This is a genomic window from Sphingobium sp. EM0848 (assembly GCF_013375555.1).
Taxonomy (GTDB): Bacteria; Pseudomonadota; Alphaproteobacteria; order Sphingomonadales; family Sphingomonadaceae; genus Sphingobium.
The window spans coordinates 2,425,307-2,446,613 of the sequence record NZ_JABXWB010000001.1 but is presented as its reverse complement, the minus strand read 5'-3'; the positions used below and the strand labels follow the sequence as shown (position 1 = coordinate 2,446,613).

Below are 21,307 nucleotides of genomic sequence, written 5' to 3'. Positions count from 1 at the left end.
GGGCGCGCCAGTTCCAGCAAACACGGAGCAGGCCCGGCGCGGACCATCGTGCCGGGCTGCCGTATGAGGAGATTATGGCAAGTTCGCCGGTCATGTCGGAAGGTTCAGCATCTGTGATTCCCGCCCATTGGCGGGATTTCGTCGCGCTGACCAAGCCGCGGGTAATGACCCTGGTGGTTTTCACCGGGCTATGTGGCCTGCTTGCTGCGCCGGGTCATATTCATCCGGTACTCGGCTTTACGGCGATTCTCTGCATTGCGCTGGGCGCAGGTGCGGCGGCGACGCTCAACCAATGGTATGAGGCCGATATCGACGCGAAGATGAAGCGCACGGCCAATCGTCCGATTCCCGGCGGACGGATGGACCGGCAATCGGCTCTGCATTTCGGCGTGGGTCTCTCCTTCTTTTCGGTACTGCTGATGGGGATCGCGACCAACTGGCTTGCGGCGGCCGTGCTGGCAGTGTCGATCCTCTTCTACGTCTTCATCTACACCATCTGGCTGAAGCCCCGGACGGCGCAGAATATTGTGATCGGTGGTGCTGCGGGCGCTTTCCCGCCGGTGATTGGCTGGGCAGCGGTGACGGGGGATATCGGTGCGCTGCCTATCGCCCTTTTCATGCTGGTCTTCTTCTGGACTCCGCCGCACTTCTGGTCGCTCGCGCTGTTCGTGAAGACGGATTATGCCGCCGCCGGCATTCCCATGTTGCCGGTCGTTTCGGGTGAAGTCGTCACGCGCCGCCAGATCTGGTTCTACACCGCGATCATGGCTGCGGCGGCGATGGCGCCGGTGATCTTGCGTCTGACCGGCCCGGTCTATGGCACGGCGGCGCTGCTCGGCACGGCGCTGTTTGCGGTCTTCGCCTTTCAGGTCTACCGCCACCGTGAGAGTGATCCCGCGCGCATGGGTCCGGAAAAGCGGCTGTTCAAATATTCGATCCTTTACCTCTTCCTGTTGTTTGGAGCGGTAGTGGCTGACCGATGGATGTTCCCATGACGCCCGAAGAAGACCGGCAAATCCGTACCCGTCAGAAAAGCCGCGCCATTGTGACGGGGCTGTTGCTCGGCGGGTTGGTCATTCTCTTCTACGCCATCACCATCGCCAAGATCAGCGGGGGGCATTGATGGCGAGTCTGCCTCCTTCTCCCTTTGATCAGGGCCGCCGCAACCGGCGGACGATGATCTGGATGGCGGGCGTTGGCCTGGCCATGCTGGGCCTCGGTTTCGCCTCGGTTCCGCTCTATCGGATTTTTTGCGAGCGCACTGGCTTTGGTGGCACCACGCAGCGGGCCGCCGCTGATGTGCAGGTGCGTGAAGCCACTGGGCACCGCATGTCGATTCGCTTCGATTCCAACGTGGCGCCCGGCATGCCCTGGCAGTTTCGCCCTGAACATGCGACCCAGACGGTGACGGTCGGTGCCCGCAGCATGGCGATTTTCCTGGCCAAGAACATGTCGGACAAGCCCGTTACGGGCACGGCCAGCTTCAACGTCACACCTTTGCAGGCCGGGGCCTATTTCACCAAGATTCAATGTTTCTGCTTCACCCAGCAAACCTTGCAGCCGGGGGAAGAGGTCCGCATGCCGGTGATCTATTATGTCGATCCCAAGATATTGGACGATTACGACAATAAGGACACACAGGAAATCACGCTGAGCTATACCTTCTATCCTGTTGAGCAGGATAAAAAGCCAAGCTAAGCAACAACGATAACGCGAACGGGGATGAGAACGTCATGGCAGGCGCCAAGAACCACGATTATCATATTCTTCCGCCCAGCATCTGGCCGCTATTCGGCTCTATGTCGGCGCTGGTCATGGCCTTTGGCGCGATCATGTGGATGCATCCCGACGCCATGCCGGCCGGCGGCGGCTGGGTTTTCCTGATCGGCGTGGCAGGCGTGCTGTTCACCATGTTCAGCTGGTGGAGCAACGTCATTGCCGAAGCCCATGCCGGGGACCATACGCCGGTGGTGCAGCTTCATCTGCGCTACGGCATGATCCTGTTCATCGCATCGGAAGTGATGTTCTTCGTCGGCTGGTTCTGGTCCTTCTTCGACTTCTCGCTCTTCCCGAGCCAGCTCGCGCCGATCGACGGGATGTTCCCGTCCAAGGGCATCGAGGTGATGAACGCCTTCGAACTGCCGCTGCTCAACACGCTGATCCTGCTCTGTTCGGGCACGACCGTCACCTGGGCGCACCACGCGCTGATCCATGGCGATCGCGAGGGATTGAAGCGGGGTCTGACGATCACCGTCATCCTCGGCCTGCTCTTCTCCTCGATCCAGGCCTATGAATATGCGCATGCGCCGTTCCCCTTCGGTCACACGCCCTATAGCTCCGCCTTCTACATGGCGACCGGCTTCCACGGCTTCCACGTCCTGATCGGCACCATCTTCCTGATCGTGAACCTGATCCGCGCGCATCGGGGCGATTTCACCCCGCGCCAGCATTTCGGTTTTGAAGCCGCAGCCTGGTATTGGCATTTTGTCGACGTCGTGTGGTTGTTCCTCTTCGTCGTCATCTATGTCTGGGGTGGCTGGGGCGCGCCGGTCCACGGCGGCTGATCGGACGGCTTCGTCCATGATTTGGGTAGAAACGGCCGGATGCGATCCGGCCGTTTTCTTTTTGGAAAGGCGGCCCTATGCCTGATTCCATGCTATCGACCGATCCTGTTTCCGGTGCATCGCAGCCCCTGCTGATGGCAGCGGCGCGTGGGGCGTGCCCGCAATGCGGCGCGGCGACGATGTTTGTCGGGCCGGTGCGCTTCGCCCCTTCCTGCCGGGCTTGCGGGCTTGATCTTGGGCAGTTCAATGTCGGTGACGGCCCGGCTGCCTTCCTGACCCTGATCGTTGGCGCCGTGATGGTGGCATTGGCGCTGACCTTGGAACTGAAGGTGCATCCCCCGCTCTGGCTGCATATCCTGTTGTGGACGCCGTTGACGGTGCTGGCCGTAGTCGGGAGCCTGCGCGTGGCGAAGGCCATGCTGCTGATCCTCGAGTATCGCAACAAGGCGCGTGAGGGGCAGCTGAAGGTCAGGGAGCGTGACCAATGATCCGGCGCCTGCCTCTCCTGCCGACCCTGATCGTCGCGGCGGCGGTGCTGGTGATGATCGGCCTTGGCGTCTGGCAGTTGCAGCGCCGGGCCGAAAAGGAAGCGATGCTTGCGTTGGTCGCCGCCAACCCGGCGCGACCCGCAGTGACTTTCCCAACCTTTCCGCCCGTGCCGTCCGATTTGCTCTTCCGCCGATCCTCCGTTCATTGTCTGCATGTGATCCGCTGGCATAGCGAGGCAGGCCGGGCGGCCGATGGATCGACCGGCTATCGCTATATCGCCGAATGCGCGACCGGAGCAGAGGGGCCGGGTGTGCTGGTCGCGGCGGGCGTGGCGGCCCGGCCCGATGCCAAACCGCAATGGGGCGGCGGCCAGATGCGCGGATGGATCGGAGAGGAGCCGGATCATCGCTCCCTGCTCTCGCGGATCAGCGGCAAGGCCTTGCCTTTGCGGCCGATGCTGATTGCGGGAGAGGGTGTGCCGGGCCTCAAGCCATTGGCGCCCCCGGCGGCGGCGGATGTGCCCAACAACCATCTGGCCTATGCCGTGCAATGGTTCTTCTTTGCCGCCATTGCCGTCATCATCTATCTTCTGGCTGTCGCCAGACGGACCCCGGCGCCTTAAAAGCTTGCTCCAAGGCGCGTCCAGCGCTACCGGGCTACCCCATCATGCAATATGTGAGCACCAGGGGGAGCGCGCCCGCGCTCGGGTTCGAGGATGTGACGCTGGCAGGGCTGGCGTCCGATGGTGGACTCTATCTGCCGGAAAGCTGGCCCAGCTTCTCCGCCGAGGATATTCGCGCGCTTTCGGGCCTGTCCTATGTCGAAACGGCGGTGCGGGTCATGGCGCCCTTCGTCGCGGGATCGCTGAGCGAAGAAGAATTGCGCGAGCTGTGCACGGCCGCCTATGGCCGGTTCAGCCATGACGCGGTGACGCCACTGGTTCAACTGGATCACCGGCACTGGCTGCTCGAACTGTTCCATGGCCCGACGCTGGCGTTCAAGGACGTCGCGCTGCAACTGCTCGGCCAATTGTTCGAGCGTTTCCTGTCGCGCCGGGACGATCATCTGACCATTGTCGGCGCGACCTCCGGCGATACCGGATCGGCGGCGATCGATGCCGTGGCGGGCCGGGCGAAGATCGACATCTTCATGCTGCATCCCGAAGGCCGTGTGTCGGACGTCCAGCGCCGCCAGATGACCACGGTGCTGGCGCCCAATGTCTACAATATCGCCATCGACGGCAGCTTCGACGACGCACAGGCGCTGGTGAAGGCGATGTTCAACGATGCGGCCTTTGCACGCCGGTTCAACCTGTCGGCGGTGAACAGCATCAACTGGGCACGGCTGATGGCGCAGGTCGTCTATTATTTCTACGCCGCCGTCCGCCTGGGCGCGCCGGAGCGGGAGATCGCCTTCTCCGTTCCGACCGGCAATTTCGGCGACGTGTTCGCGGGCTATGTCGCGGCGCAGATGGGCCTGCCGGTGGCGAAGCTGATGGTCGCCACCAACGTCAACGATATCCTGCATCGGGCGCTGGCTGAGGGTGACTACAGCCAGGGCCAGGTGGTGGCGACGGCGACGCCGAGCATGGACATCCAGGTCAGCTCCAATTTCGAGCGGCTGTTGTTCGATGCCGGCGGGCGTGACGGCAAGGCGCTGGCCGAGCAGATGAAGGGCTTCGAGGCGAGCAAGGCGATGCGCCTGACCAATGCGCAGCGGGAGGGGGCGTCGAAGCTGTTCACCTCCGCGCGGGTGGATGCTGACGGCATGACCATGGCGATGCGCTGGGCCTATGACGCGGCGGGGCAGGTGATCGATCCGCACAGCGCCATCGGTCTGGCGGCGGCGCGGACGGTTGATCTCGACCCGGCGGTTCCGGTGGTGACGCTGGCGACGGCGCATCCGGCAAAGTTCCCCACGGCGGTGGAAAGGGCGACCGGAATCCGTCCGGGCCTGCCTTCGCGGGTCGGTGACCTGTTCGCGCGGGAAGAGGCCTATGCCAAGCTGCCCGGCACTTTCGACGCGGTCACGGCCTATGTGGCGGAGCGGGCGACGCCGAGGGCCTGAGGGGTGGACCTTCAAACCCTTCCTGGTGAGCCCTGGGCCGATTATGGCCTGATCGATTCGGGCCATGGACGGAAGCTGGAGCGCTATGGCCGCTTCCGCTTCATCCGGCCCGAGCCGCAGGCGATGTGGGCGCCAGCGCAGGACGATTGGCAGGCCGATGGCGAATTCGTGCCCGGTTCCGACGAGGAAGGTGGCGGGCGCTGGTTCTATGAGCGGCCCGTGCCGGCCGAAGGCTGGCCGCTGCGCTGGAATGAGGTGACTTTCCAGTCGAGTTGCACGCCCTTCCGGCATCTGGGCTTCTTTCCCGACATGGCGCCGGTCTGGGACTGGATGCGCGGCAAGGTTGCCGACAAGATCGCCGCCGGGGACACGCCGCAGGTCATGAACCTGTTCGGCTATACCGGCGTCGGCACGCTGGCGATGGCCGCGGCGGGCGCGCAGATGGTGCATGTCGACGCCTCCAAGAAATCGGTGGCGCAGGCGCGGGCCAATGCGGGGCTGTCGGGGCTGGAAGACCGGCCGGTGCGCTGGATCGTCGACGATGCCGCCAAGTTTGTGGCGCGCGAGGTGCGGCGGGGGCGGCGCTATGACGGCATATTGCTCGATCCGCCCAAATATGGGCGTGGGCCGGATGGCGAGGTGTGGCGGCTGGAGGAGGATCTTCCGGGCCTTATCGCCAATTGCCGCCAGTTGCTGGACGCGGACAGCCGTTTTCTGTTCCTGACCGTCTATGCCGTGCGCATGTCGGCGCTGGCGATCGGGGAATTGCTGAAACAGGCCTTTGCCGATCTGCCGGGAACGGTGGAAGCGGGCGAACTGACGGTGCGGGAAGAGGCGCGCGGGTTGATGTTGCCGACCGCCATCTGGGCGCGGTGGAGCCGCTGAAGCGGTTCTCGGCTCAGCCGTTCACGATCATTTGATTGGGGATATGGGGGTGTGGACCTCGGCACCGCGCATATGCGTGCGGTCGGTTCGCGCCAGAGCCTGTTTCAGTGCTTCCGGGCGGGGCGCGACGAGGAAGCCGAAGCTGACGCAGCCCTGTCTGCTTTCGACCGCATGATGCAGGCGATGGGCCTGGACGATGCGCTTCATATAGGGTGAGCGCGGGACAAGGCGATGGCCGATCCGGCGGTGGACGATGATGTCGTGGAAGCCAAGATAGATCGCGCCATAGGCGGCGATGCCCGCGCCGGTTGCTGTTGCCCAGCCGCCCCAATGCCATTGCACGCCGCCCAACAGCAACAGGATGGAGGGCATGGCGAAGATCACGAAATAGAGGTCGTTGGCTTCCCAGAAGCCCCTGCGTGGGCGGTGGTGGCTGGCGTGGAGGAACCAGCCCGGTCCGTGCATCACCCAACGATGCATGACATAGGCGAAGCCTTCCATCGCGGCGACCGTGGCAAGGAAAATCAGGGCAAGCGGCAAGGCAGACATGCCACTTATATAGGGTCTGGGCGGTGTGCACGCGACCGGGAAAGGGCGGGCCATGAAAAAGGGCCGCGACCCTTGTGGATCGCGGCCCTCTTCGTGATTTTTCAGGCGATCAGAACGATGCGGTGATCGAACCGACGACGCCCGCCTTCGACAGATTGCGCGTTGTGCGGGGCGTGCCGTCCGCCGAGACATAAGACGACACGAAATTCTTATCGGTGTCGACATAGCTGACGCCCAAGGTCAGGTGGCCCCAAGTATAGGTCGCTCCGATGTTCCAGTCGGTGTAGCCCTTGTCAGCGAAGGTCAGCAGGCTGGGACCGAAGTTGTGGCCGAGATGCGCCGACACGCCGAGCGGAGTCTTGGGAATGCTGGCCGTCAGGTCACCCGCGAGGTACACATTATCCTTCTTGGTCAGGCCGCCGTCGATCGAAAGCGCCCGCTGCTTGGGTGCATAGTTGACCGTAACCTTCGCGGTCGCGGGGCCGAATGTGCCCTTGATCGAGGCATAGGGCTCAACGAAGTCGGTATTCGCACCGTGCGAGCCGGGATAGTAATAATAGAGGACGCCGACATCGACGGTGGCCGCGCCGATGGTCTTCGAATAGCCACCGATCAGGTCCAGTTCCTGATCGCTGCCATTGGCGACATAATCATCGATCGAGCTGCCCCAGGTCGAGACATAGAAGCCCGACGAGTGGGTGACGGTGATGCCGCCCTGCAGCGCGACGCGCTTGTCGGTCTGCGAAATGCCGCGGAAGCGATAGTCGGTGACGACGGCGGCGTTGCCGGAAACGGTCAGGTCCGAAGAAGGTGCGTCCTCAGCGAAGGCCGGTGCCGACAGGGCAGCAAGGGCGCATGCAAGAACGGGGGCCGAGAGGCCGAGAATGGACTTACGCATTTTAGGTTTCCCCTTGATAATATTCTGCGATCGTCCCGCCTGCGTCATGGTCCCAAGTCTCTATCACCCTGCACGGGATGGACCGGGTTGCCTCAACGATTGATGGATGCCTGTCCCCGCTGCGGCGCACAAGATTTTATTGCCGCAGCGTGTCGTTTGCTTCTCTAATGTTGCTGGTCTGCAACAAAATCGGGCATGATTATGGCGGAAGGCGGCCTTTCGCGCGCTTTTGGCCGCAATTTCCGTAAGGGAAAGCTATTGCGGCAGCGAGCCGCCAGGCGGCGCGTGGATGACGCGCTGCGGGTAGGGAATGGTGATCCCATGTTCACGGAACAGCAGCCACAGGCGGTTGAGCACGTCCGACTTCACATTGCCGACGCCGCCTTCCGGATCGCTGATCCACACCAATATGTCATGTTCGACGCGGTTCTCGCCAAAGGCGGTCAGCCACACATTGGGCTTGGGATTGCGCAGCACGCGGGGGCTTTCCTGCGCGGCGCGGAGCATCAGTTCCTGTGCCAGTTTGAGATCGCTGTCGAAACTGACACCCACGGGAATGCGGACGCGGACATTGCGGTCGGAATAGGACCAGTTTTCCACCTCCTGCGTCATCAGATTTTCGTTCGGGATCAGATGTTCCTTGCCGTCGCGGGTGATGACGGAGACGGCGCGCACGCCGATCTTGTTCACCCAGCCGAAGCTGTCGCCCACGACGATGACGTCGCCCGGCTTGATGGAGCGGTCCATCAGCAGGATGAGCCCGGCGATCAGGTTGCCGAAGGTCTTTTGCAGGCCGAAGCCGACCGCCAGCCCCAGCGCGCCGGAAAAGACGGTGAAGGCGGTGAGATCGATCGCCAGCAGATCGACACCGACGAAAAAGGCGATGACGATGACGGCAATGGCGGCGAGTTTCTGCACGAGCAGCTTTTGCGTGGCGTCCAGGCCATGGGCATGCGTGATGCTGCGCCCGATCATCCGGTTGGCGAGGCGCACGAGCGCGAAGAGGGTGACGCAGGTGGCGGCCATGCTGATCAGGTCGAGAAGGGTGATGCGGCGCTTGCCAAGGTTGATGCCGACGCCGTTCAGCATGTCGGCCACGGGCACGAAGCCGCCGCTGCTGCTGGAGAGGATGGTGACGAAGAGGAGCAGGGCGAGCGGCACCACCGCCCAGCGCGGGATGGCGAGGCTGCGCAATATATGGACGGCGAGCGCCGACAGGGCGAAGGCCAGCGCGGTGCCCAGCAGGAGATGGGCGAGGGTGCCGACCGGCCAGAGCGCGGCGGGCAGGATGAGCAGGCCGGCGGCCAGCAAATGGCGCAGGATCGGACGAAGATGCCCTGCCAGCGCATCGCCCAGCGGGCGGATGCGGCGCCGCATCAGCGGGCCGACGATATGGGCGACGGCGTCGGCCGTGAGATAGATCAGCCCGGCAAGGCCCAGGGCGACCAACGGGTGGACGATGGCGGGGTCGCCGGGGATCAGGGCAAGCAGGGCTGGGAAGCCCGGCGTCATCCGCGCGCCGCCCGGAAGCGGGCAAGACCGGCGTCGAGATCCGCGATCAGGTCGTCGGGGTCTTCGAGGCCGATTTGCAGGCGGACGACGGGACCTTCGGCCTGCCAGAGCGTGGCGCTGCGGTAGCGGGCGGGATCGACCGGCAAGGCGAGGCTTTCGAAACCGCCCCAGCTATAGCCGATGCCGAAATGGGCGAGGCCGTCGATCAGCGCGGCGCGAGATTGTTCGTCGCCGCCTTGAAGGACGAAGCTGAACAGCCCGCTGGAGCCGGTGAAGTCGCGTTGCCACAGCGCATGGCCGGGGCAGGAGGGCAGTGCCGGGTGGAGTATGCGGGCGACATCCGGTTGTTCGGACAGCCACTGGGCGATCTTCAGCGCGCTCGCCTGATGCTGGTTGAGGCGAACGCCCAGCGTGCGCAGGCCGCGCGAGGCGAGCCAGGCGTCATCGGGGCTGGTCATCTGGCCGAAGAGATAGGCGGTCTGGCGGATTTTGGGGAAGAAGGCCGGGGTGGCCGTCACCGATCCCATCATGACGTCGCTATGGCCGACTATATATTTGGTGCAGGCAAGGATGCTGATGTCGGCGCCATGGGCGAGGGCCGGGAAGAACCACGGGGTCGCCCAGGTGTTGTCGATCAGGGTTGCGACGCCCTTTTTCCGGGCGATGGCGGTGATGGCGGGGACGTCCTGCACCTCGAAGGTCAGGCTGCCGGGGCTTTCCATGAAGATGGCGCGGGTGGTGTCGGTGATGAGGTCCGCGATCCCGGCGCCGATGGTGGGATCGTAATAAACCGTCTCGATCCCGAGCGGGCGCAGCATCTGTTCGCAGAAATTGCGGGTGGGGTCATAGGCGCTGTCGACCATGAGGAGCCGGTCGCCCGGCTTCAGCACCGCCATCAGCGCGCAGGCGATGGCGGCAACGCCGGAGGGATAGAGCATCGTGCCTTCGGCGCCCGGCTCCATTTCGGTGAGGGCGTCGGCGAGGCTCCATGACGTCGGCGTGCCCTTGCGGCCGTAGAAGAGGCGTTCGTGGGTGCTGCCGCGCGCTGCGCTGCGCAGATGGGCGACATCATCGTAGAGGATGGTCGATGCGCGCCAGACGGGCGGGCTGACGATGCCGCCGGGCTGACCGGGCATGCCGGTCCATTCGGGCTTGCGGCCTGCCTGGGCGAGATGGGTGAGGGGTTTGCGCTTCCCTCGCTTGTCAGACTTGTCGCTCATGCTGCGGGGCCGGTTTCCTTCGGCGTGGCGGGGTCGAGGCCCCATTCGGACCAGCTGCCGTCATAGAGGGTGACGTCGGTCTTGCCGAGCAGTTCGAGGCCCGCGAGCAGGATGGCCGCCGTGACGCCGCTGCCGCAGCTGGTGATGATCGGGCGATCGAAATCCGTGCCGGCGTCGAGGAAGAGGCGGCGAAGGGCTTCTCCCTGCTTCATGCTGTTGTCGGCATTGTAGAAGGCCGAGGAGGGGATGTTGCGGCTCCCCGGAATATGGCCCGACGCCATGCCGGGGCGCGGTTCCTTTTCCTCGCCGGTGAAGCGGGGCGCGCCCCGGGCGTCGAGCACCTGTTCGGCCCCGGTTTCCAGATTGGCGAGCAGGTCCTGTTTGGTGCGGACCTGCGCGGGTGCGCGATGGGCGACGGCGTTGCCGCGCGGAGGCGTGGGGATGCCGCTTTCCGTGGCACGGCCTTCCGCCAGCCATTTGATGAGGCCGCCGTCGAGGATCGCGGCGCTTTTGCCGACGCCATAGAGGCACATCATCCACCAGCCGCGCGCGGCGCTGTGGGTGGGGCTGTTGTCATAGACGATGATGCGGCTGTCGGCGTCGATGCCGAGCTGCTGGCAACGCTCGGTCATGAAGGCGTCGGTGGGCAGCATGCCGGGGCGCGGATCGTCCGGGTCGGCAAGGGTGGGAAGGTCGAGGAAGGTGGCGCCGGGGATGTGGGCGGCCTCGAACTCGGCCCTGGGGTCGCGTGGGGTGCCGGGGAGGAAGAGGCTGGCGTCGATGATTCTGAGGTCGGGTTTGCCCAGCTCTCCAGCGAGCCAGTCGGTGGATATCAATATGTCCATGCGGCCTTTTCCTTCGTGCTGGCGTCCTTTCTAGGGTCGGCAGGCGAAGGTGGGAAGGGCCGATCGATTTTAGAGCATTTGCGCTCCAGGCGAAAAGGCTCAAGCACTTTGACGCCGCATTTTCCGAGCCGTTGACCGTCAACGGTCAGCTTGAAAATGCTTTAGCTGGCAAGCGAAAGTGCGGTCGCGCGGCTGCCGGGGGTGCGATATTGGCGCGGGCCGAGGTCGAGGCGGAAAGGAGCGAGGCGCTCGACCGGGGGCGATTGTTCCTCGCCCACGATGAAGGCGCCGCCGGTGCGGCCGGTTCCCTGATTGTCAACGCCTTCGCTTTCCCCCGTCCACCGATATTGCGCGTCGAAAGCGATCAGCGGGATCAGCAGGGCGCGCTGGCCCATCTGGATCGCCGCGATTTCCTGCGCATCGATACGCATTTCGCCGGTGAGCTTTTGCGTTTCGCCCGGCGCGATGGCGACGATGGAGTGCACGGGGAGGCCGGTTTCACCGGCGAAGAACTGCTGGAACAGCGGCTGTTGCTGGACATCGGCATTCGCGATCAGGCTGCGGACGAGGATATCCTCCGCTGCGCGGGTGCCGCGATTGTGGAGTGTCAGCCTATAGCCGATGGTTGCACCCATCAGCGTCAGGCGGGCGGCATGCACCTCCATCGCCAGGTCGAGCCAGGGGCGATCGATGGCGGCAGGCGCGGGTTCGGGCTTGGCCGGCGGCGGGACGGGAACGGGCCTGGATTGTGCTGGCTGCGGTTGTGCTGGCTGCGGTTGTGCAGGCTTGGGCTGCATGGGACGGGGCGCTGACGGCGGGGGGGCGGGCTCCGTTTCGTAAACCGGCGCCTCGGCCGCTTCCGGCTTGCGGCGACGCAGCCAGAGGAAGGCGCCGATCAGAGCGACGGCAACGGCTGTCCCGGCAATCCAGGGCCAGTTGGAGGCCGGCTCTTCGGCGGGCGCCAGCGGTGGTGTCTGGAGTGCGGGGGCGGCGGCATTGCCGGTGGCTGGCGGGGCCTGATTCTCGACCGGTTGGGGCGCTGGAGCCGGTGCGACGGGTATTGGCGCTGGGCCTGCCACGGGCGGCGTCGGTTCAGGCGCGCGCCGGGTTTCCGCGGGGGGCGCCGCCGGGCGGCGTGGGCGCTGCTGCTGGGGCGCGGGCTGCGGCGCGGGGGTGACGGCGGGCGGCACCTGAATCGTCGGGAGGACCACCGGCGGCGGCGTCACGGTTGTCGGCGCGCCACGGAAGACGTCGAGCTCGGGTCCCTGCTTGTTGGGATTGGTCGTTTGCGGATGCGGCGTGTTCGGCAGGTTGAAGACCGGTTCCGTGCTGTTCTCCTGCTGGGCGAGGGCGGGCGCGGCCAGCAACAGCGGCGCGGCGAGCAGAAGCGAAAAACGGAACCCCATGGGTGGCAGCCAAGGCATGGCGTCTGTTGAACCTGTCATGAATGAAAGGCAAGAGAGGCGTGACGATGACATCTGCCGTGCAATCGCGTAGACGGCCTGCCCATGACTGACATGCCGACTCCACTTCATCTGGGGCAAAGCAGCGCCCTGCCCACGCGCCCCGAAGACGCCGTGCTGGACTATGTGCCCAATCCCCGACCGGGCAAGCCCTATCTGGTGCGCTTCACCGCGCCGGAGTTCACCTCGCTCTGTCCGGTGACCGGGCAGCCCGATTTCGCGCATCTGGTGATCGATTATGCGCCCGCCGCGACCATCGTCGAATCGAAGTCGCTGAAGCTGTTCCTGGGATCGTTCCGCAACCATGCGGCCTTTCACGAGGATTGCACCGTGGGGATCGGGGAACGGCTGTTTGCTGAGATGAACCCGATCTGGCTGCGGATTGGAGGCTATTGGTATCCGCGCGGGGGGATTCCCATCGATGTGTTCTGGCAATCCGGCGAGCCGCCGGCCGGATTGTGGCTGCCTGCGCAGGATGTGCCGGGTTATCGCGGCCGGGGCTGAGGGTTGATCGCCATTCCTCTGTTTGACAAACGAACAACAAGCTTCGACTAACGACATCAGCGACGGGGCGCCCGACTTGACCGATGAGGTGAAAGGGGCGATCCCCCTGTCATCATGGCGCGGCCTGTTTCCGCCGCGCCGTTCCAACGTGTCGGAGTTGTGAACCTCATGTCCTTTTCGAAAATTCTTCCGCTGATGCTGGCGGCTGCACCGCTTGCCATGGCTGCGCCGGCGCTGGCGCAGATGGCGGCGCCCGCCGGGCCAGCCGCGGGTGTCACCACCCAGTTGCCGCGTGGCGCCGCGCCCAGCCATTATGCGATTCAGGTTACGCCCGATGCGGCAAATCTGAAATTCAGCGGCAAGACGACGATCGACCTCACCGTGTCGCAGGCGATGCCGGTGCTGGTGCTGAACGCGGCCGATCTGACCGTCAGCAGCGTCACGCTCACCCCGGTGAAGGGCAAGGCGGTGAAGGGAACGGCGAAGATCGACGCCGATGCGCAGACCGTGACCTTCGATTTCGGGAAGCCGGTCCAGCCGGGCGGCTATACGCTCGACATCGACTATGCGGGCGTCATCAATACGCAGGCGAACGGCCTGTTCGCGCTCGACTATACCGACAATGCGGGCAAAGCGAAGCGCGCCCTCTTCACCCAGTTCGAGGCGCCGGACGCGCGCCGTTTCGTGCCGAGCTTCGATGAGCCGAGCTACAAGGCGACCTTCGACCTCAGCGCTATGATCCCGGCCGATCAACTCGCCGTCAGCAATATGCCGGTCAAGAGCAGCACTGACGCGGCCGGGGGCAAGAAGCTGGTGACATTCGGCACCTCGCCCAAAATGTCCTCCTATCTGCTGTTCTTCGGTCTGGGCGAGCTGGACCGTGCGACCAAGATGGCCGGGACTACCGAAGTCGGCGTCATCACGGGCAGGGGCAATACCGGCAAGGCGCAACTGGCGCTGGATGCTTCGGCGGCGATCCTGCCCTATTATAACGACTATTTCGGCGTGCCTTTCCCGCTGCCCAAGCTCGACAATGTCGCTGGGCCGGGGCAGAGCCAGTTCTTCTCCGCCATGGAGAATTGGGGCGCGATCTTCACGTTCGAGCGGGCGCTGCTGGTCGATCCGCGCTTCACATCGGAAAGCACGCGGCGGACCATCTATTCCATCGTCGCGCATGAAATGGCGCACCAGTGGTTCGGCGATCTCGTCACCATGGCCTGGTGGGACGATCTCTGGCTGAACGAGGGTTTCGCCAGCTGGATGGCCACCAAGGTCACCGACAAGCTGAACCCCGAATGGGAAATGCTGCTGAGCCGCGTCAATGGCCGCGAGCGGGCGATGAGCCTCGATTCGCTGGTGACGACGCACCCCATTCTCCAGAAGATCACCACCGTCGATCAGGTGAATCAGGCGTTCGACGACATCACCTATGAAAAGGGTGAGGCGGTCATCACCATGCTGGAGGGTTTTGCCGGGGAGGATGCGTGGCGCTCGGGCATCCGCGCCTATATGAAGCAGCATGCCTATGGGAACACCGTGACCGACGATCTGTGGAAGGCGGTCGAGGGTGCGGGCGCCAAGGGCGTGGTCGGCATCGCGCATGATTTCACCAGCCAGCCGGGCATTCCGCTGGTGAAGGTGGAGAGCGCGCAATGTCAGGGCGGTTCGACCCTGTTGTCGCTGTCGCAGGGTGAGTTCAGCCGGGATCGCAAGGACAAGGCGCCGCTGCGCTGGAACGTGCCGGTGATGGCGCAGACCATCGGCGGTGCGCAGCAGCGGCTGATCCTGAACGGGGCCGCGCAGGTGACGCTGCCAGGCTGTGGCGCCTATGTCATCAATGCGGGGCAGACGGGCTATTATCGCTCGCTCTACCCCGAAGCGAATGTGAAGGCGCTGGCGAAGGATTTCACCAGGCTGTCGTCCATGGACCAGATCGGATTGCTGGCGGACAATTTCCAGCTTGGGCTGGGCGGCTATCAGCCGATGGGGCTGGCGCTGGATCTGGTGGATGCGGTGCCCGCTTCGGCCAGCCCGGCCGTACTGGCGGAAGTGCCGGATTATCTCGACAGCGCCCACACGATGCTGGAGAGCGACAAGGCGGCGCAGGCCAAGGTTGCCGCCTATGCGTCGAAGAAGCTGAGCCCGGTTCTGGCGGGTGTCGGCTATGACGCGAAGCCGGGTGAAAATCCGCAGGTGCCGGTGCTGCGTTCGGCACTGGTATCGACGCTGGGCGGCATGGGCGACAAGGCTGTGGTGGCCGAGGCGAACAAGCGCTTTGCCGCGCTGGCGAGCAATCCGGCGGCGCTGGACGGGCCGCTGCGCAATGTGTGGCTGAGGATCATTGCCCAGAACGCCGATGCGGCGACCTGGGACAAGCTGCGCGCCATGGCCAATGGGGCGAAGTCGGACCTGGAAAAGAGCACCACTTTCGCACTGCTGGGCGTGGCGAAGGACGAGGCGCTGGCCAAGAAGGCGCTCGACCTCGCCATGACCGATGAGCCGGGCAAGACCACCAGCGCGGCGATCATTTCCGCTGTCGGATCGGAACATTCGATGCTGGCGGTCGATTATGTGCTGGCCCACCGGCAGCAATATGAAGCGATGATCGACGTGTCGGCGCGTTCGCAGGCGATTGCGCGGCTGGGCGGCAATTCGGCCGATCCGGCAATGGCGACGAAGCTGGACAGCTATGCGACGCAATATCTGACGCCGGAATCGCGCAAGGTGGTGGATCGCTCCATCGCCGCGATCAAGACGCGGATCGAGACGCGGGCGCGGTTGAAGCCGGCGCTGACGGCGTGGTTCGCGAAGAAATAAGATCAGGGGGCGGTGGAGTGATCCACCGCCCTTTTTCCTAAAGCAGTCTTCGTTCGAAGGCGGCCCGTTCCAGCTCTTCGCGGAAATCGGGATGGGCGATGGCGATCAGAGCGCGGGCGCGTTCGGAGAGCGTTTTGCCCTTCATGTCGACCCAGCCATATTCGGTGACGATGATATGCGTGTCGGTGCGCGGTGTCGTGACCGGGCCGTCGAGCCAGGGCACGATCCGCGAAACCGTCCCCCTGGCGGCGGTCGAGTGGCAGGCGATGATCGAGCGGCCACCCTTTGACGCATAGGCGCCGCGCACGAAATCCAGCTGGCCGCCGGTGCCGCTAAACTGTCGATTACAAAGATATTCCGAATTGCAGGCACCGCCGAGGTCCACTTGAATCGTGGCGTTGACCGAAATCACCCGATCGTTCTGCGCGATGATATGCGGGGCGTTCACATGCTCTACGGGGTGCGCCTCAAGCGTGCGGTTGTCGTGCAGGAAGTCGTAAAGGCTCTGGTCGCCCATGGCGAAGGTAAAGACGGAGCGGCCCGCATGGATGCGCTTGCGGCTGTTGTCGACCACGCCCGCCTTGATGAGGCTGACAAGGCCGGGCGAGAGCAGTTCGGTGTGGATGCCGAGATTCCGGTGGTCCGTCAGCGCGGCGCAGACCGCATCGGGCACCGCGCCGATGCCCATTTGCAGGCAGGCGCCGTCCTCCACCATCTCCGCGATGATGGCGCCGATGGCTTCGTCATTGGGGGTGCGGGGCAGGGCCGGGACCTGCACCAGCGGGGTGTTATTTTCCACAATGGCAGTGACGGCGGAGAGCGGGATTTTGCAGTCGCCATGGACATAGGGCATGGCGGAATTGACCTCCACGACCAGCCGGGCGCCGCTGCGTGCGACGGTGAGGGCATAGTCCGTGTTGGTGCCGAGGCTGAAGCAGCCATCGGCATCCATGGGCGAGACGGTGGCGAACAGCGTGTCGACGTGCAGATTCTCGGTCAGGATGCGGGGAATCTGGTGGAACTGGACGGGGAGCGTTTCGACAAAGGGCTGCGTCGTTCCCACTCGCTGGGCGTCGGTGGCGCGTTCGACGCCGCCGTGGAACAGGCTGACATGGTGGATGCGGTCGTGGAGGTCAGGCGAAAGGATGGACTCGCTCGCGGCCGGGCAGGCCAGCATGCAATAGAGCGTGCCGCCGCGCAGATCGCCTGCGCGGACCCGGTCGGCCAGTGCATCCATCAGTGCCGGCGGGTAGCTGACGCCAAGGCCGACGACCATCCTTGCTGCGTCGGGGATCAGCGCGGCCGCCTGGGCGGCGGTCATGGTCTTGGCGCGATAGCTTTCGGTCATCGACATGGCGATCTCCCCGATTTTGAAGGAGTGTCGCGCCGTTCGGCAAAGAGTGCAATGGGCTGAAGGAAGGAGGGGGCTTGCGGGCCCTCCCCCTCACCACTTCTCCCTTTTAGTGGGCGATTCCCAGCGCCTTGGCGATCGCGTCCCAGGCCACCAGCTTGAAGTTCTGCGCCGCCGTCGCGTTATGGCCGTCCTGCGCGATGAAAAGACCGCCGGGATAATCGGGGCCGAAATCGCCGAGCATCAATTCGATGCCGTCGGTTTCCTCCGCGCCGCCAATGGCGCCGTCGACGACGCGGAAGCGGCCGACATAGCTGTCGTCGCTCATCCGATAGGCGACATAGGCATTGTCGCCCTGGCTGGAGACGAGGACATAGCCGTCCTTTTCTCCGATAGGGGCGATGGCGACGCCTTCGGCATCCATGACGAGGTTCCTGCCGTCGGCGGCGGCGATCTTCGTCGGCACGGTCGAGCCGGTTGCGCGGGCGTCGAAGCGCCAGAGACCGATATCCTCCTCCGCCACATAGAGGATGCCGGTGCGGTCATCGACCGCGCAGCCTTCCGACTGGGTGCCGAGCTTCATGCTGCGCACGATCCGGCCCGTGGGCGTCGCGCTCGCGGCGTCGAGCGCGACCTGATTCACCGTACCGTCCTTGAGCACGATGAAGGCGTAGGTCGCTTCCGGAGCGTGATAGAGGCAGACGCCATAGGCCTCGCCCGCGCCGCCATCGACCTTGCCGAGCGCCGAGAGTTTCGCGGTGGCCGGGTCGAGGCGGAACAGGGCGAGCTTCGCATGGGCGAGATCGTTGCGGTCGCTGGCGACGACGAGGATGCCCTTCTCGCCATTGATCGTCACGCCGTCGCGCAGGTCGACATTGTTGACCCGGCCCGCGTCCAGAAAGTCACGGGTCTTGCCGTCGAGGCCATAGACATACAGCCCGGCCTTCTTGTCGGTGCCGACGATCAGGCTTTGCGCCGGATCGGCGGCGTTGCGCCAGATCGCCGGATCGTCCGCCGCGTCGGCATTGGGGGTGCCGACAGGCGCGGTTTCGCCCCCCGCCGTGACGGTCACGGCGGGGGTGGCGTTGGCGATGCGCTGCGCCACGGGTGGTTCGGTGACGGCGGTTGCGCACGCGCTGAGGAGAAAGGCGGCGCCAAGGCCGGCAAATGGGTAACTGGTCATGAATTCCCCCGTTTTGCGGCGCGTCTTGGACATGCTCCATGACGGCGATATGACATCTCAGGCGAAAATACCGGTCAGCATGTCACTGATCTGTCACTCCAATTTCATGCTGTTGTATTCCGCCCGCCCTAGAGCCCCCGCCAAGCCATTCCGAAATGGCTGGTTCAACAGGGGGATATCATGCAGCATAAATTCGCCCGGCGGCGCGCCGGCGCCACATTCGTTCGCCTGAGCCTGGTGTGCGGTATCGCAGGCTGGGCGCTGGCGTCGTCGGACGCCATGGCGCAGGCGCCTGCCGTTGAAGAGGATATGGGCCAGATTGTCGTTACCGGCACGCGCCCGATCGCTGAGTCCGAAGCCGCAGCGCTGGAAATCCAGAAGAATTGGGATTCGCTCGTCACGGTCGCGGCGTCGGATTCCGTGGGCCGCCTGCCTGACCAGAATATTGCCCAGGCCGCCAGCCGCCTGCCGGGCATCAGCGTCGAGCGCGACCAGGGGCAGGCCCGCTATATCAACCTGCGCGGTGCGCCCAAGACCTGGACCACCCTGTCCTTCGACGGCATCAATGTGGTGAGCCCGGAAGGCCGCGACGCTCGTTTCGATTCCATTCCATCCGCCATTGCGGGCAAGATCATCGTGTCGAAGGCGGTGACGCCCGACATGCCGGGCGAGACGGTTGCGGGCAATGTCAACGTCATCACCCGTTCGGCCTTCGACTATGATGGGTTCCATCTGGCGGGCAAGGGCGGCCTTGGCTTTGCCGAGCTTGGCGACAAGCGGGAATATGAAGGCGCGCTGGTCGTTTCCGACCGATTCCAGACCGGCATCGGTGAAATCGGCGTGCTGCTGTCGGGCAGCTATTATGAACGCAACATGGTCACCGACAATTTCGAGAACGACTATGAGCAGGTCAGTCAGGACCGTCGCCCCGGCTATCAGAGCCGCTTCTGGGCGCATGAGGCGGAAAACAAGCTCTATCGCCTGACGCGCAAGAACTGGTCAGTGTCGGGCCGCGTCGACTGGAAGCCGGATGCGGACAACAGCATTTCGCTACGCTCGGTCTACACCATCTTCACCGACGACGAAGCGCGCGACAATTACCGCTTCGATCTGGATGACCGGCAGGGCGATCTCGTCGCCAACACGGCAGCCTGCCCGACCACGGTGAACACCACGCCCACGACCAGCGGCTATGCCGATGTCTGCATCGGCAACACGCCGCAGCAGGGCGCGGTTTATGGCATCGACATCCGTCAACGCTCGACGCTGCGGGCTTTCCGTCAGTCGATCTTCACCAACACGCTGGCGGGCGACCATGAGTTTGCCGACGGCTGGAAGCTGAGCTGGGTCGGCAATTACACCGAATCGAAGGATGACCGCTCGGTGGTGGGCGAGGCGACCTGGGACAGCCCCAGCACGCGCACCCTGCGCCCGACCGTCGCCTATGATTTCAGCGATCCCAATCTTTCGCGCCTGACGCTCTATCGCACGCTGCAACTGGCCAGCCCGACGCGCTACACCGCCGGGGCGCAGGTGACGGCGATCGACGATTTCACCAAGCCGCTGTCCGGCTTCACCGTGCTCGACGCGGTGGACACGACCAAGGCTTATACCGGCCGCGTCGTGCTGGCCCGCGAACTGGAGCATGCGACGCTGAAGGCGGGTTTCCAATATGACCGCCGCACCAAGACGGCCGACGAACAACAGATCACGCTCAACGCCGCGCAGGCCGCGACGATCATGCCGACCGATTATAATCAGTTCTCCACCGATCAGGCGTTCCTGGGCAAGATTCCCATGGGCTACACCTTCCGCTATTTCGATACCGACAAGATGCGCGCGGCGTCGGCTGCGGCGCGGGCGGCCTATGCCTTCACGCCGAACACCGGCAACAACTACAGGGTGCGTGAAGAGGTGTTCGCCGGCTTCCTGATGGGGACGGTGAACTATGACTGGGGTTCGGCGGTCGGCGGCGTCCGCGTCGAGCATATCAGGAATCACGGCTTCGCCACGGGCGTAACCGCCGAAGCGAGCCAGACCCTCGCCTTCCCCAGCCTGCATATCAATTATAATATCGACGATAGGAAGAAGCTGCGCCTGTCGTTCAACAGCGGTGCCGCACGTGCCGATTACGACCAGATGCGGCCCAATGTCGTCATCAGCGATCTTGGCGAGGGATCGATTTCCGGTGGCAATCCGGCGGTGAAGCCTGAGCGCGCCTATGGCGTGGACGCCTATTTCGAATGGTATGTGAAGCCGCAGGGCTATCTGATGGTCGGCGCCTTTTACAAGCATGTCGAGGATGTGCTGTACCGGCAAAGCCGTGTCTTCAATTCGCATGCGCCCGACGGCGATGGTTTCGACCGGTCGACCTATATCTTCACCGGCATCGCCAATGGCGGGTCGGGCCGCATCTATGGTATGGAGGCCGCGGCGCAGTTCCAGCTTGAGCCATGGACCGAAAGCCTGGGTCTGCCCTCATTCCTTGGCGGCTTTGGCATCTCGGCCAATGTGACGCTGAACAATAGCCGGGTCGAAAAGCCCGGCGTCGACGGCATCCCGGCGCGCAAGGTTCGGCTGCCCGGTACGTCCGACTTCGTCTATAATATCGGCGGATATTACGAGAAATATGGCCTGTCGCTGCGCCTGCAATATCAGAATCGCAGCAAGTGGCTGGACACGATCGCCGATACGCTGGCCGACGCGGGCGACACCTATTGGGACTCGGATGATGAGCTGGATTTCTCGGCGCGCTATGCGGTCACGAAGAATTTCGAGATCTATTTCGACGCGTCGAACCTGCTCAACCATCCGGGTCGCCGCTTCTCCGATCCGGGCAGCCTGCTGACCGCTACGGGCATTCCGAGCAAGAGCACCACTGGACAGACGATCGAGTGGGAACGCTTTGGCCGGCGCTATACGGGGGGCATCCGGGTCACTTTCTGATCCGGCAGAAGGGG

The 21,307-nt window shown here is 64.3% G+C and carries 19 protein-coding genes; 11 read left to right on the top strand and 8 right to left on the bottom strand.

Annotated elements, in window-relative coordinates; all coding sequences use genetic code 11:
- Window positions 1-74: 74 nt before the first annotated feature.
- The 8 genes from HUK73_RS11865 (at window position 75) to HUK73_RS11835 (ending at window position 6,005) form a co-directional block, all read left to right on the top strand.
- The gene (locus HUK73_RS11865; RefSeq protein ID WP_176592074.1) at window positions 75-995 is read left to right on the top strand and encodes a heme o synthase; all 921 of its coding nucleotides are present in this window, start codon (window positions 75-77) and stop codon (window positions 993-995) included.
- Window positions 992-1,123, top strand: coding sequence for a hypothetical protein (locus HUK73_RS26765; RefSeq protein ID WP_255326264.1), 132 nt, complete (start codon window positions 992-994; stop codon window positions 1,121-1,123). The genes HUK73_RS11865 and HUK73_RS26765 overlap by 4 nt, the downstream gene beginning before the upstream one ends.
- Window positions 1,123-1,698, top strand: coding sequence for a cytochrome c oxidase assembly protein (locus HUK73_RS11860; protein ID WP_176592073.1), 576 nt, complete (start codon window positions 1,123-1,125; stop codon window positions 1,696-1,698). The genes HUK73_RS26765 and HUK73_RS11860 overlap by 1 nt, the downstream gene beginning before the upstream one ends.
- A gap of 35 nt (window positions 1,699-1,733) precedes the next feature.
- Window positions 1,734-2,564: a cytochrome c oxidase subunit 3 gene (locus tag HUK73_RS11855; protein WP_176592072.1), complete on the top strand. Its 831-nt coding sequence runs from the start codon at window positions 1,734-1,736 to the stop codon at window positions 2,562-2,564.
- 77 nt (window positions 2,565-2,641) lie between these two features.
- The gene (locus HUK73_RS11850; protein ID WP_176592071.1) at window positions 2,642-3,052 is read left to right on the top strand and encodes a DUF983 domain-containing protein; all 411 of its coding nucleotides are present in this window, start codon (window positions 2,642-2,644) and stop codon (window positions 3,050-3,052) included.
- A complete protein-coding gene (locus tag HUK73_RS11845) occupies window positions 3,049-3,675 on the top strand; it encodes an SURF1 family protein (RefSeq protein ID WP_176592070.1) in 627 nt (208 codons plus the stop codon). Before HUK73_RS11850 ends, HUK73_RS11845 begins: the two co-directional genes overlap by 4 nt.
- Window positions 3,676-3,719: 44 nt before the next feature.
- Complete coding sequence (thrC, locus tag HUK73_RS11840) at window positions 3,720-5,120, top strand: threonine synthase (RefSeq protein WP_176592069.1); 1,401 nt, start codon at window positions 3,720-3,722, stop codon at window positions 5,118-5,120.
- A gap of 3 nt (window positions 5,121-5,123) precedes the next feature.
- Window positions 5,124-6,005: a class I SAM-dependent methyltransferase gene (locus HUK73_RS11835; protein WP_176592068.1), complete on the top strand. Its 882-nt coding sequence runs from the start codon at window positions 5,124-5,126 to the stop codon at window positions 6,003-6,005.
- 27 nt (window positions 6,006-6,032) lie between these two features.
- On the opposite strand, the gene HUK73_RS11830 is transcribed toward HUK73_RS11835, so the two are convergent.
- From HUK73_RS11830 to HUK73_RS11805, 6 genes are all read right to left on the bottom strand, one after another.
- Window positions 6,033-6,554: a sterol desaturase family protein gene (locus HUK73_RS11830; RefSeq protein ID WP_176592067.1), complete on the bottom strand. Its 522-nt coding sequence runs from the start codon at window positions 6,552-6,554 to the stop codon at window positions 6,033-6,035.
- A 109-nt stretch (window positions 6,555-6,663) separates the two neighbouring features.
- The gene (locus tag HUK73_RS11825) at window positions 6,664-7,452 is read right to left on the bottom strand and encodes a TorF family putative porin (protein ID WP_176592066.1); all 789 of its coding nucleotides are present in this window, start codon (window positions 7,450-7,452) and stop codon (window positions 6,664-6,666) included.
- Window positions 7,453-7,707: 255 nt separating this feature from the next.
- Window positions 7,708-8,964, bottom strand: a complete 1,257-nt coding sequence (locus tag HUK73_RS11820) for a mechanosensitive ion channel family protein (RefSeq protein WP_176592065.1) — start codon at window positions 8,962-8,964, stop codon at window positions 7,708-7,710.
- Window positions 8,961-10,184, bottom strand: a complete 1,224-nt coding sequence (metC, locus tag HUK73_RS11815; protein WP_176592064.1) for a cystathionine beta-lyase — start codon at window positions 10,182-10,184, stop codon at window positions 8,961-8,963. The genes HUK73_RS11820 and metC overlap by 4 nt, the downstream gene beginning before the upstream one ends.
- Entirely contained in the window at window positions 10,181-11,029 is an 849-nt protein-coding gene (locus HUK73_RS11810; RefSeq protein ID WP_176592063.1) for a sulfurtransferase, read from the bottom strand. Before HUK73_RS11810 ends, metC begins: the two co-directional genes overlap by 4 nt.
- Before the next feature lie 161 nt (window positions 11,030-11,190).
- The gene (locus tag HUK73_RS11805) at window positions 11,191-12,435 is read right to left on the bottom strand and encodes a hypothetical protein (RefSeq protein ID WP_176592062.1); all 1,245 of its coding nucleotides are present in this window, start codon (window positions 12,433-12,435) and stop codon (window positions 11,191-11,193) included.
- 102 nt (window positions 12,436-12,537) lie between these two features.
- Here HUK73_RS11805 and queF point away from each other — a divergent pair, with 102 nt between their 5' ends.
- Both queF and HUK73_RS11795 read left to right on the top strand, forming a co-directional pair.
- Window positions 12,538-12,996, top strand: a complete 459-nt coding sequence (queF, locus tag HUK73_RS11800) for a preQ(1) synthase (RefSeq protein WP_176592061.1) — start codon at window positions 12,538-12,540, stop codon at window positions 12,994-12,996.
- Between the two features lie 168 nt (window positions 12,997-13,164).
- A complete protein-coding gene (locus HUK73_RS11795; protein WP_176592060.1) occupies window positions 13,165-15,813 on the top strand; it encodes a M1 family metallopeptidase in 2,649 nt (882 codons plus the stop codon).
- 37 nt (window positions 15,814-15,850) lie between these two features.
- On the opposite strand, the gene HUK73_RS11790 is transcribed toward HUK73_RS11795, so the two are convergent.
- Together HUK73_RS11790 and HUK73_RS11785 are read right to left on the bottom strand one after the other, a co-directional pair.
- Window positions 15,851-17,167: an acetyl-CoA hydrolase/transferase family protein gene (locus HUK73_RS11790; protein ID WP_176592059.1), complete on the bottom strand. Its 1,317-nt coding sequence runs from the start codon at window positions 17,165-17,167 to the stop codon at window positions 15,851-15,853.
- Window positions 17,168-17,273: 106 nt separating this feature from the next.
- Window positions 17,274-18,347, bottom strand: a complete 1,074-nt coding sequence (locus tag HUK73_RS11785) for a phytase (RefSeq protein ID WP_176592058.1) — start codon at window positions 18,345-18,347, stop codon at window positions 17,274-17,276.
- Between the two features lie 180 nt (window positions 18,348-18,527).
- Between HUK73_RS11785 and HUK73_RS11780 the strand changes: the two genes are divergently transcribed.
- Window positions 18,528-21,293: a TonB-dependent receptor gene (locus tag HUK73_RS11780; protein ID WP_176592057.1), complete on the top strand. Its 2,766-nt coding sequence runs from the start codon at window positions 18,528-18,530 to the stop codon at window positions 21,291-21,293.
- Window positions 21,294-21,307: the final 14 nt, after the last annotated feature.

What these genes read in the sequence shown, in the direction of transcription:
- metC (WP_176592064.1), bottom strand. Translation starts at nt 10,184, where the DNA reads ATGAGCGACAAGTCTGACAAGCGAGGGAAGCGCAAACCCCTCACCCAT.
- HUK73_RS11855 (WP_176592072.1), top strand. Translation starts at nt 1,734, where the DNA reads ATGGCAGGCGCCAAGAACCACGATTATCATATTCTTCCGCCCAGCATC.
- queF (WP_176592061.1), top strand. Translation starts at nt 12,538, where the DNA reads ATGACTGACATGCCGACTCCACTTCATCTGGGGCAAAGCAGCGCCCTG.
- HUK73_RS11785 (WP_176592058.1), bottom strand. Translation starts at nt 18,347, where the DNA reads ATGACCAGTTACCCATTTGCCGGCCTTGGCGCCGCCTTTCTCCTCAGC.
- HUK73_RS11790 (WP_176592059.1), bottom strand. Translation starts at nt 17,167, where the DNA reads ATGTCGATGACCGAAAGCTATCGCGCCAAGACCATGACCGCCGCCCAG.
- HUK73_RS26765 (WP_255326264.1), top strand. Translation starts at nt 992, where the DNA reads ATGACGCCCGAAGAAGACCGGCAAATCCGTACCCGTCAGAAAAGCCGC.
- HUK73_RS11825 (WP_176592066.1), bottom strand. Translation starts at nt 7,452, where the DNA reads ATGCGTAAGTCCATTCTCGGCCTCTCGGCCCCCGTTCTTGCATGCGCC.
- HUK73_RS11830 (WP_176592067.1), bottom strand. Translation starts at nt 6,554, where the DNA reads ATGTCTGCCTTGCCGCTTGCCCTGATTTTCCTTGCCACGGTCGCCGCG.
- HUK73_RS11810 (WP_176592063.1), bottom strand. Translation starts at nt 11,029, where the DNA reads ATGGACATATTGATATCCACCGACTGGCTCGCTGGAGAGCTGGGCAAA.
- HUK73_RS11845 (WP_176592070.1), top strand. Translation starts at nt 3,049, where the DNA reads ATGATCCGGCGCCTGCCTCTCCTGCCGACCCTGATCGTCGCGGCGGCG.
- HUK73_RS11820 (WP_176592065.1), bottom strand. Translation starts at nt 8,964, where the DNA reads ATGACGCCGGGCTTCCCAGCCCTGCTTGCCCTGATCCCCGGCGACCCC.
- HUK73_RS11865 (WP_176592074.1), top strand. Translation starts at nt 75, where the DNA reads ATGGCAAGTTCGCCGGTCATGTCGGAAGGTTCAGCATCTGTGATTCCC.
- HUK73_RS11780 (WP_176592057.1), top strand. Translation starts at nt 18,528, where the DNA reads ATGCAGCATAAATTCGCCCGGCGGCGCGCCGGCGCCACATTCGTTCGC.
- thrC (WP_176592069.1), top strand. Translation starts at nt 3,720, where the DNA reads ATGCAATATGTGAGCACCAGGGGGAGCGCGCCCGCGCTCGGGTTCGAG.
- HUK73_RS11795 (WP_176592060.1), top strand. Translation starts at nt 13,165, where the DNA reads ATGTCCTTTTCGAAAATTCTTCCGCTGATGCTGGCGGCTGCACCGCTT.
- HUK73_RS11860 (WP_176592073.1), top strand. Translation starts at nt 1,123, where the DNA reads ATGGCGAGTCTGCCTCCTTCTCCCTTTGATCAGGGCCGCCGCAACCGG.
- HUK73_RS11805 (WP_176592062.1), bottom strand. Translation starts at nt 12,435, where the DNA reads ATGGGGTTCCGTTTTTCGCTTCTGCTCGCCGCGCCGCTGTTGCTGGCC.
- HUK73_RS11850 (WP_176592071.1), top strand. Translation starts at nt 2,642, where the DNA reads ATGCCTGATTCCATGCTATCGACCGATCCTGTTTCCGGTGCATCGCAG.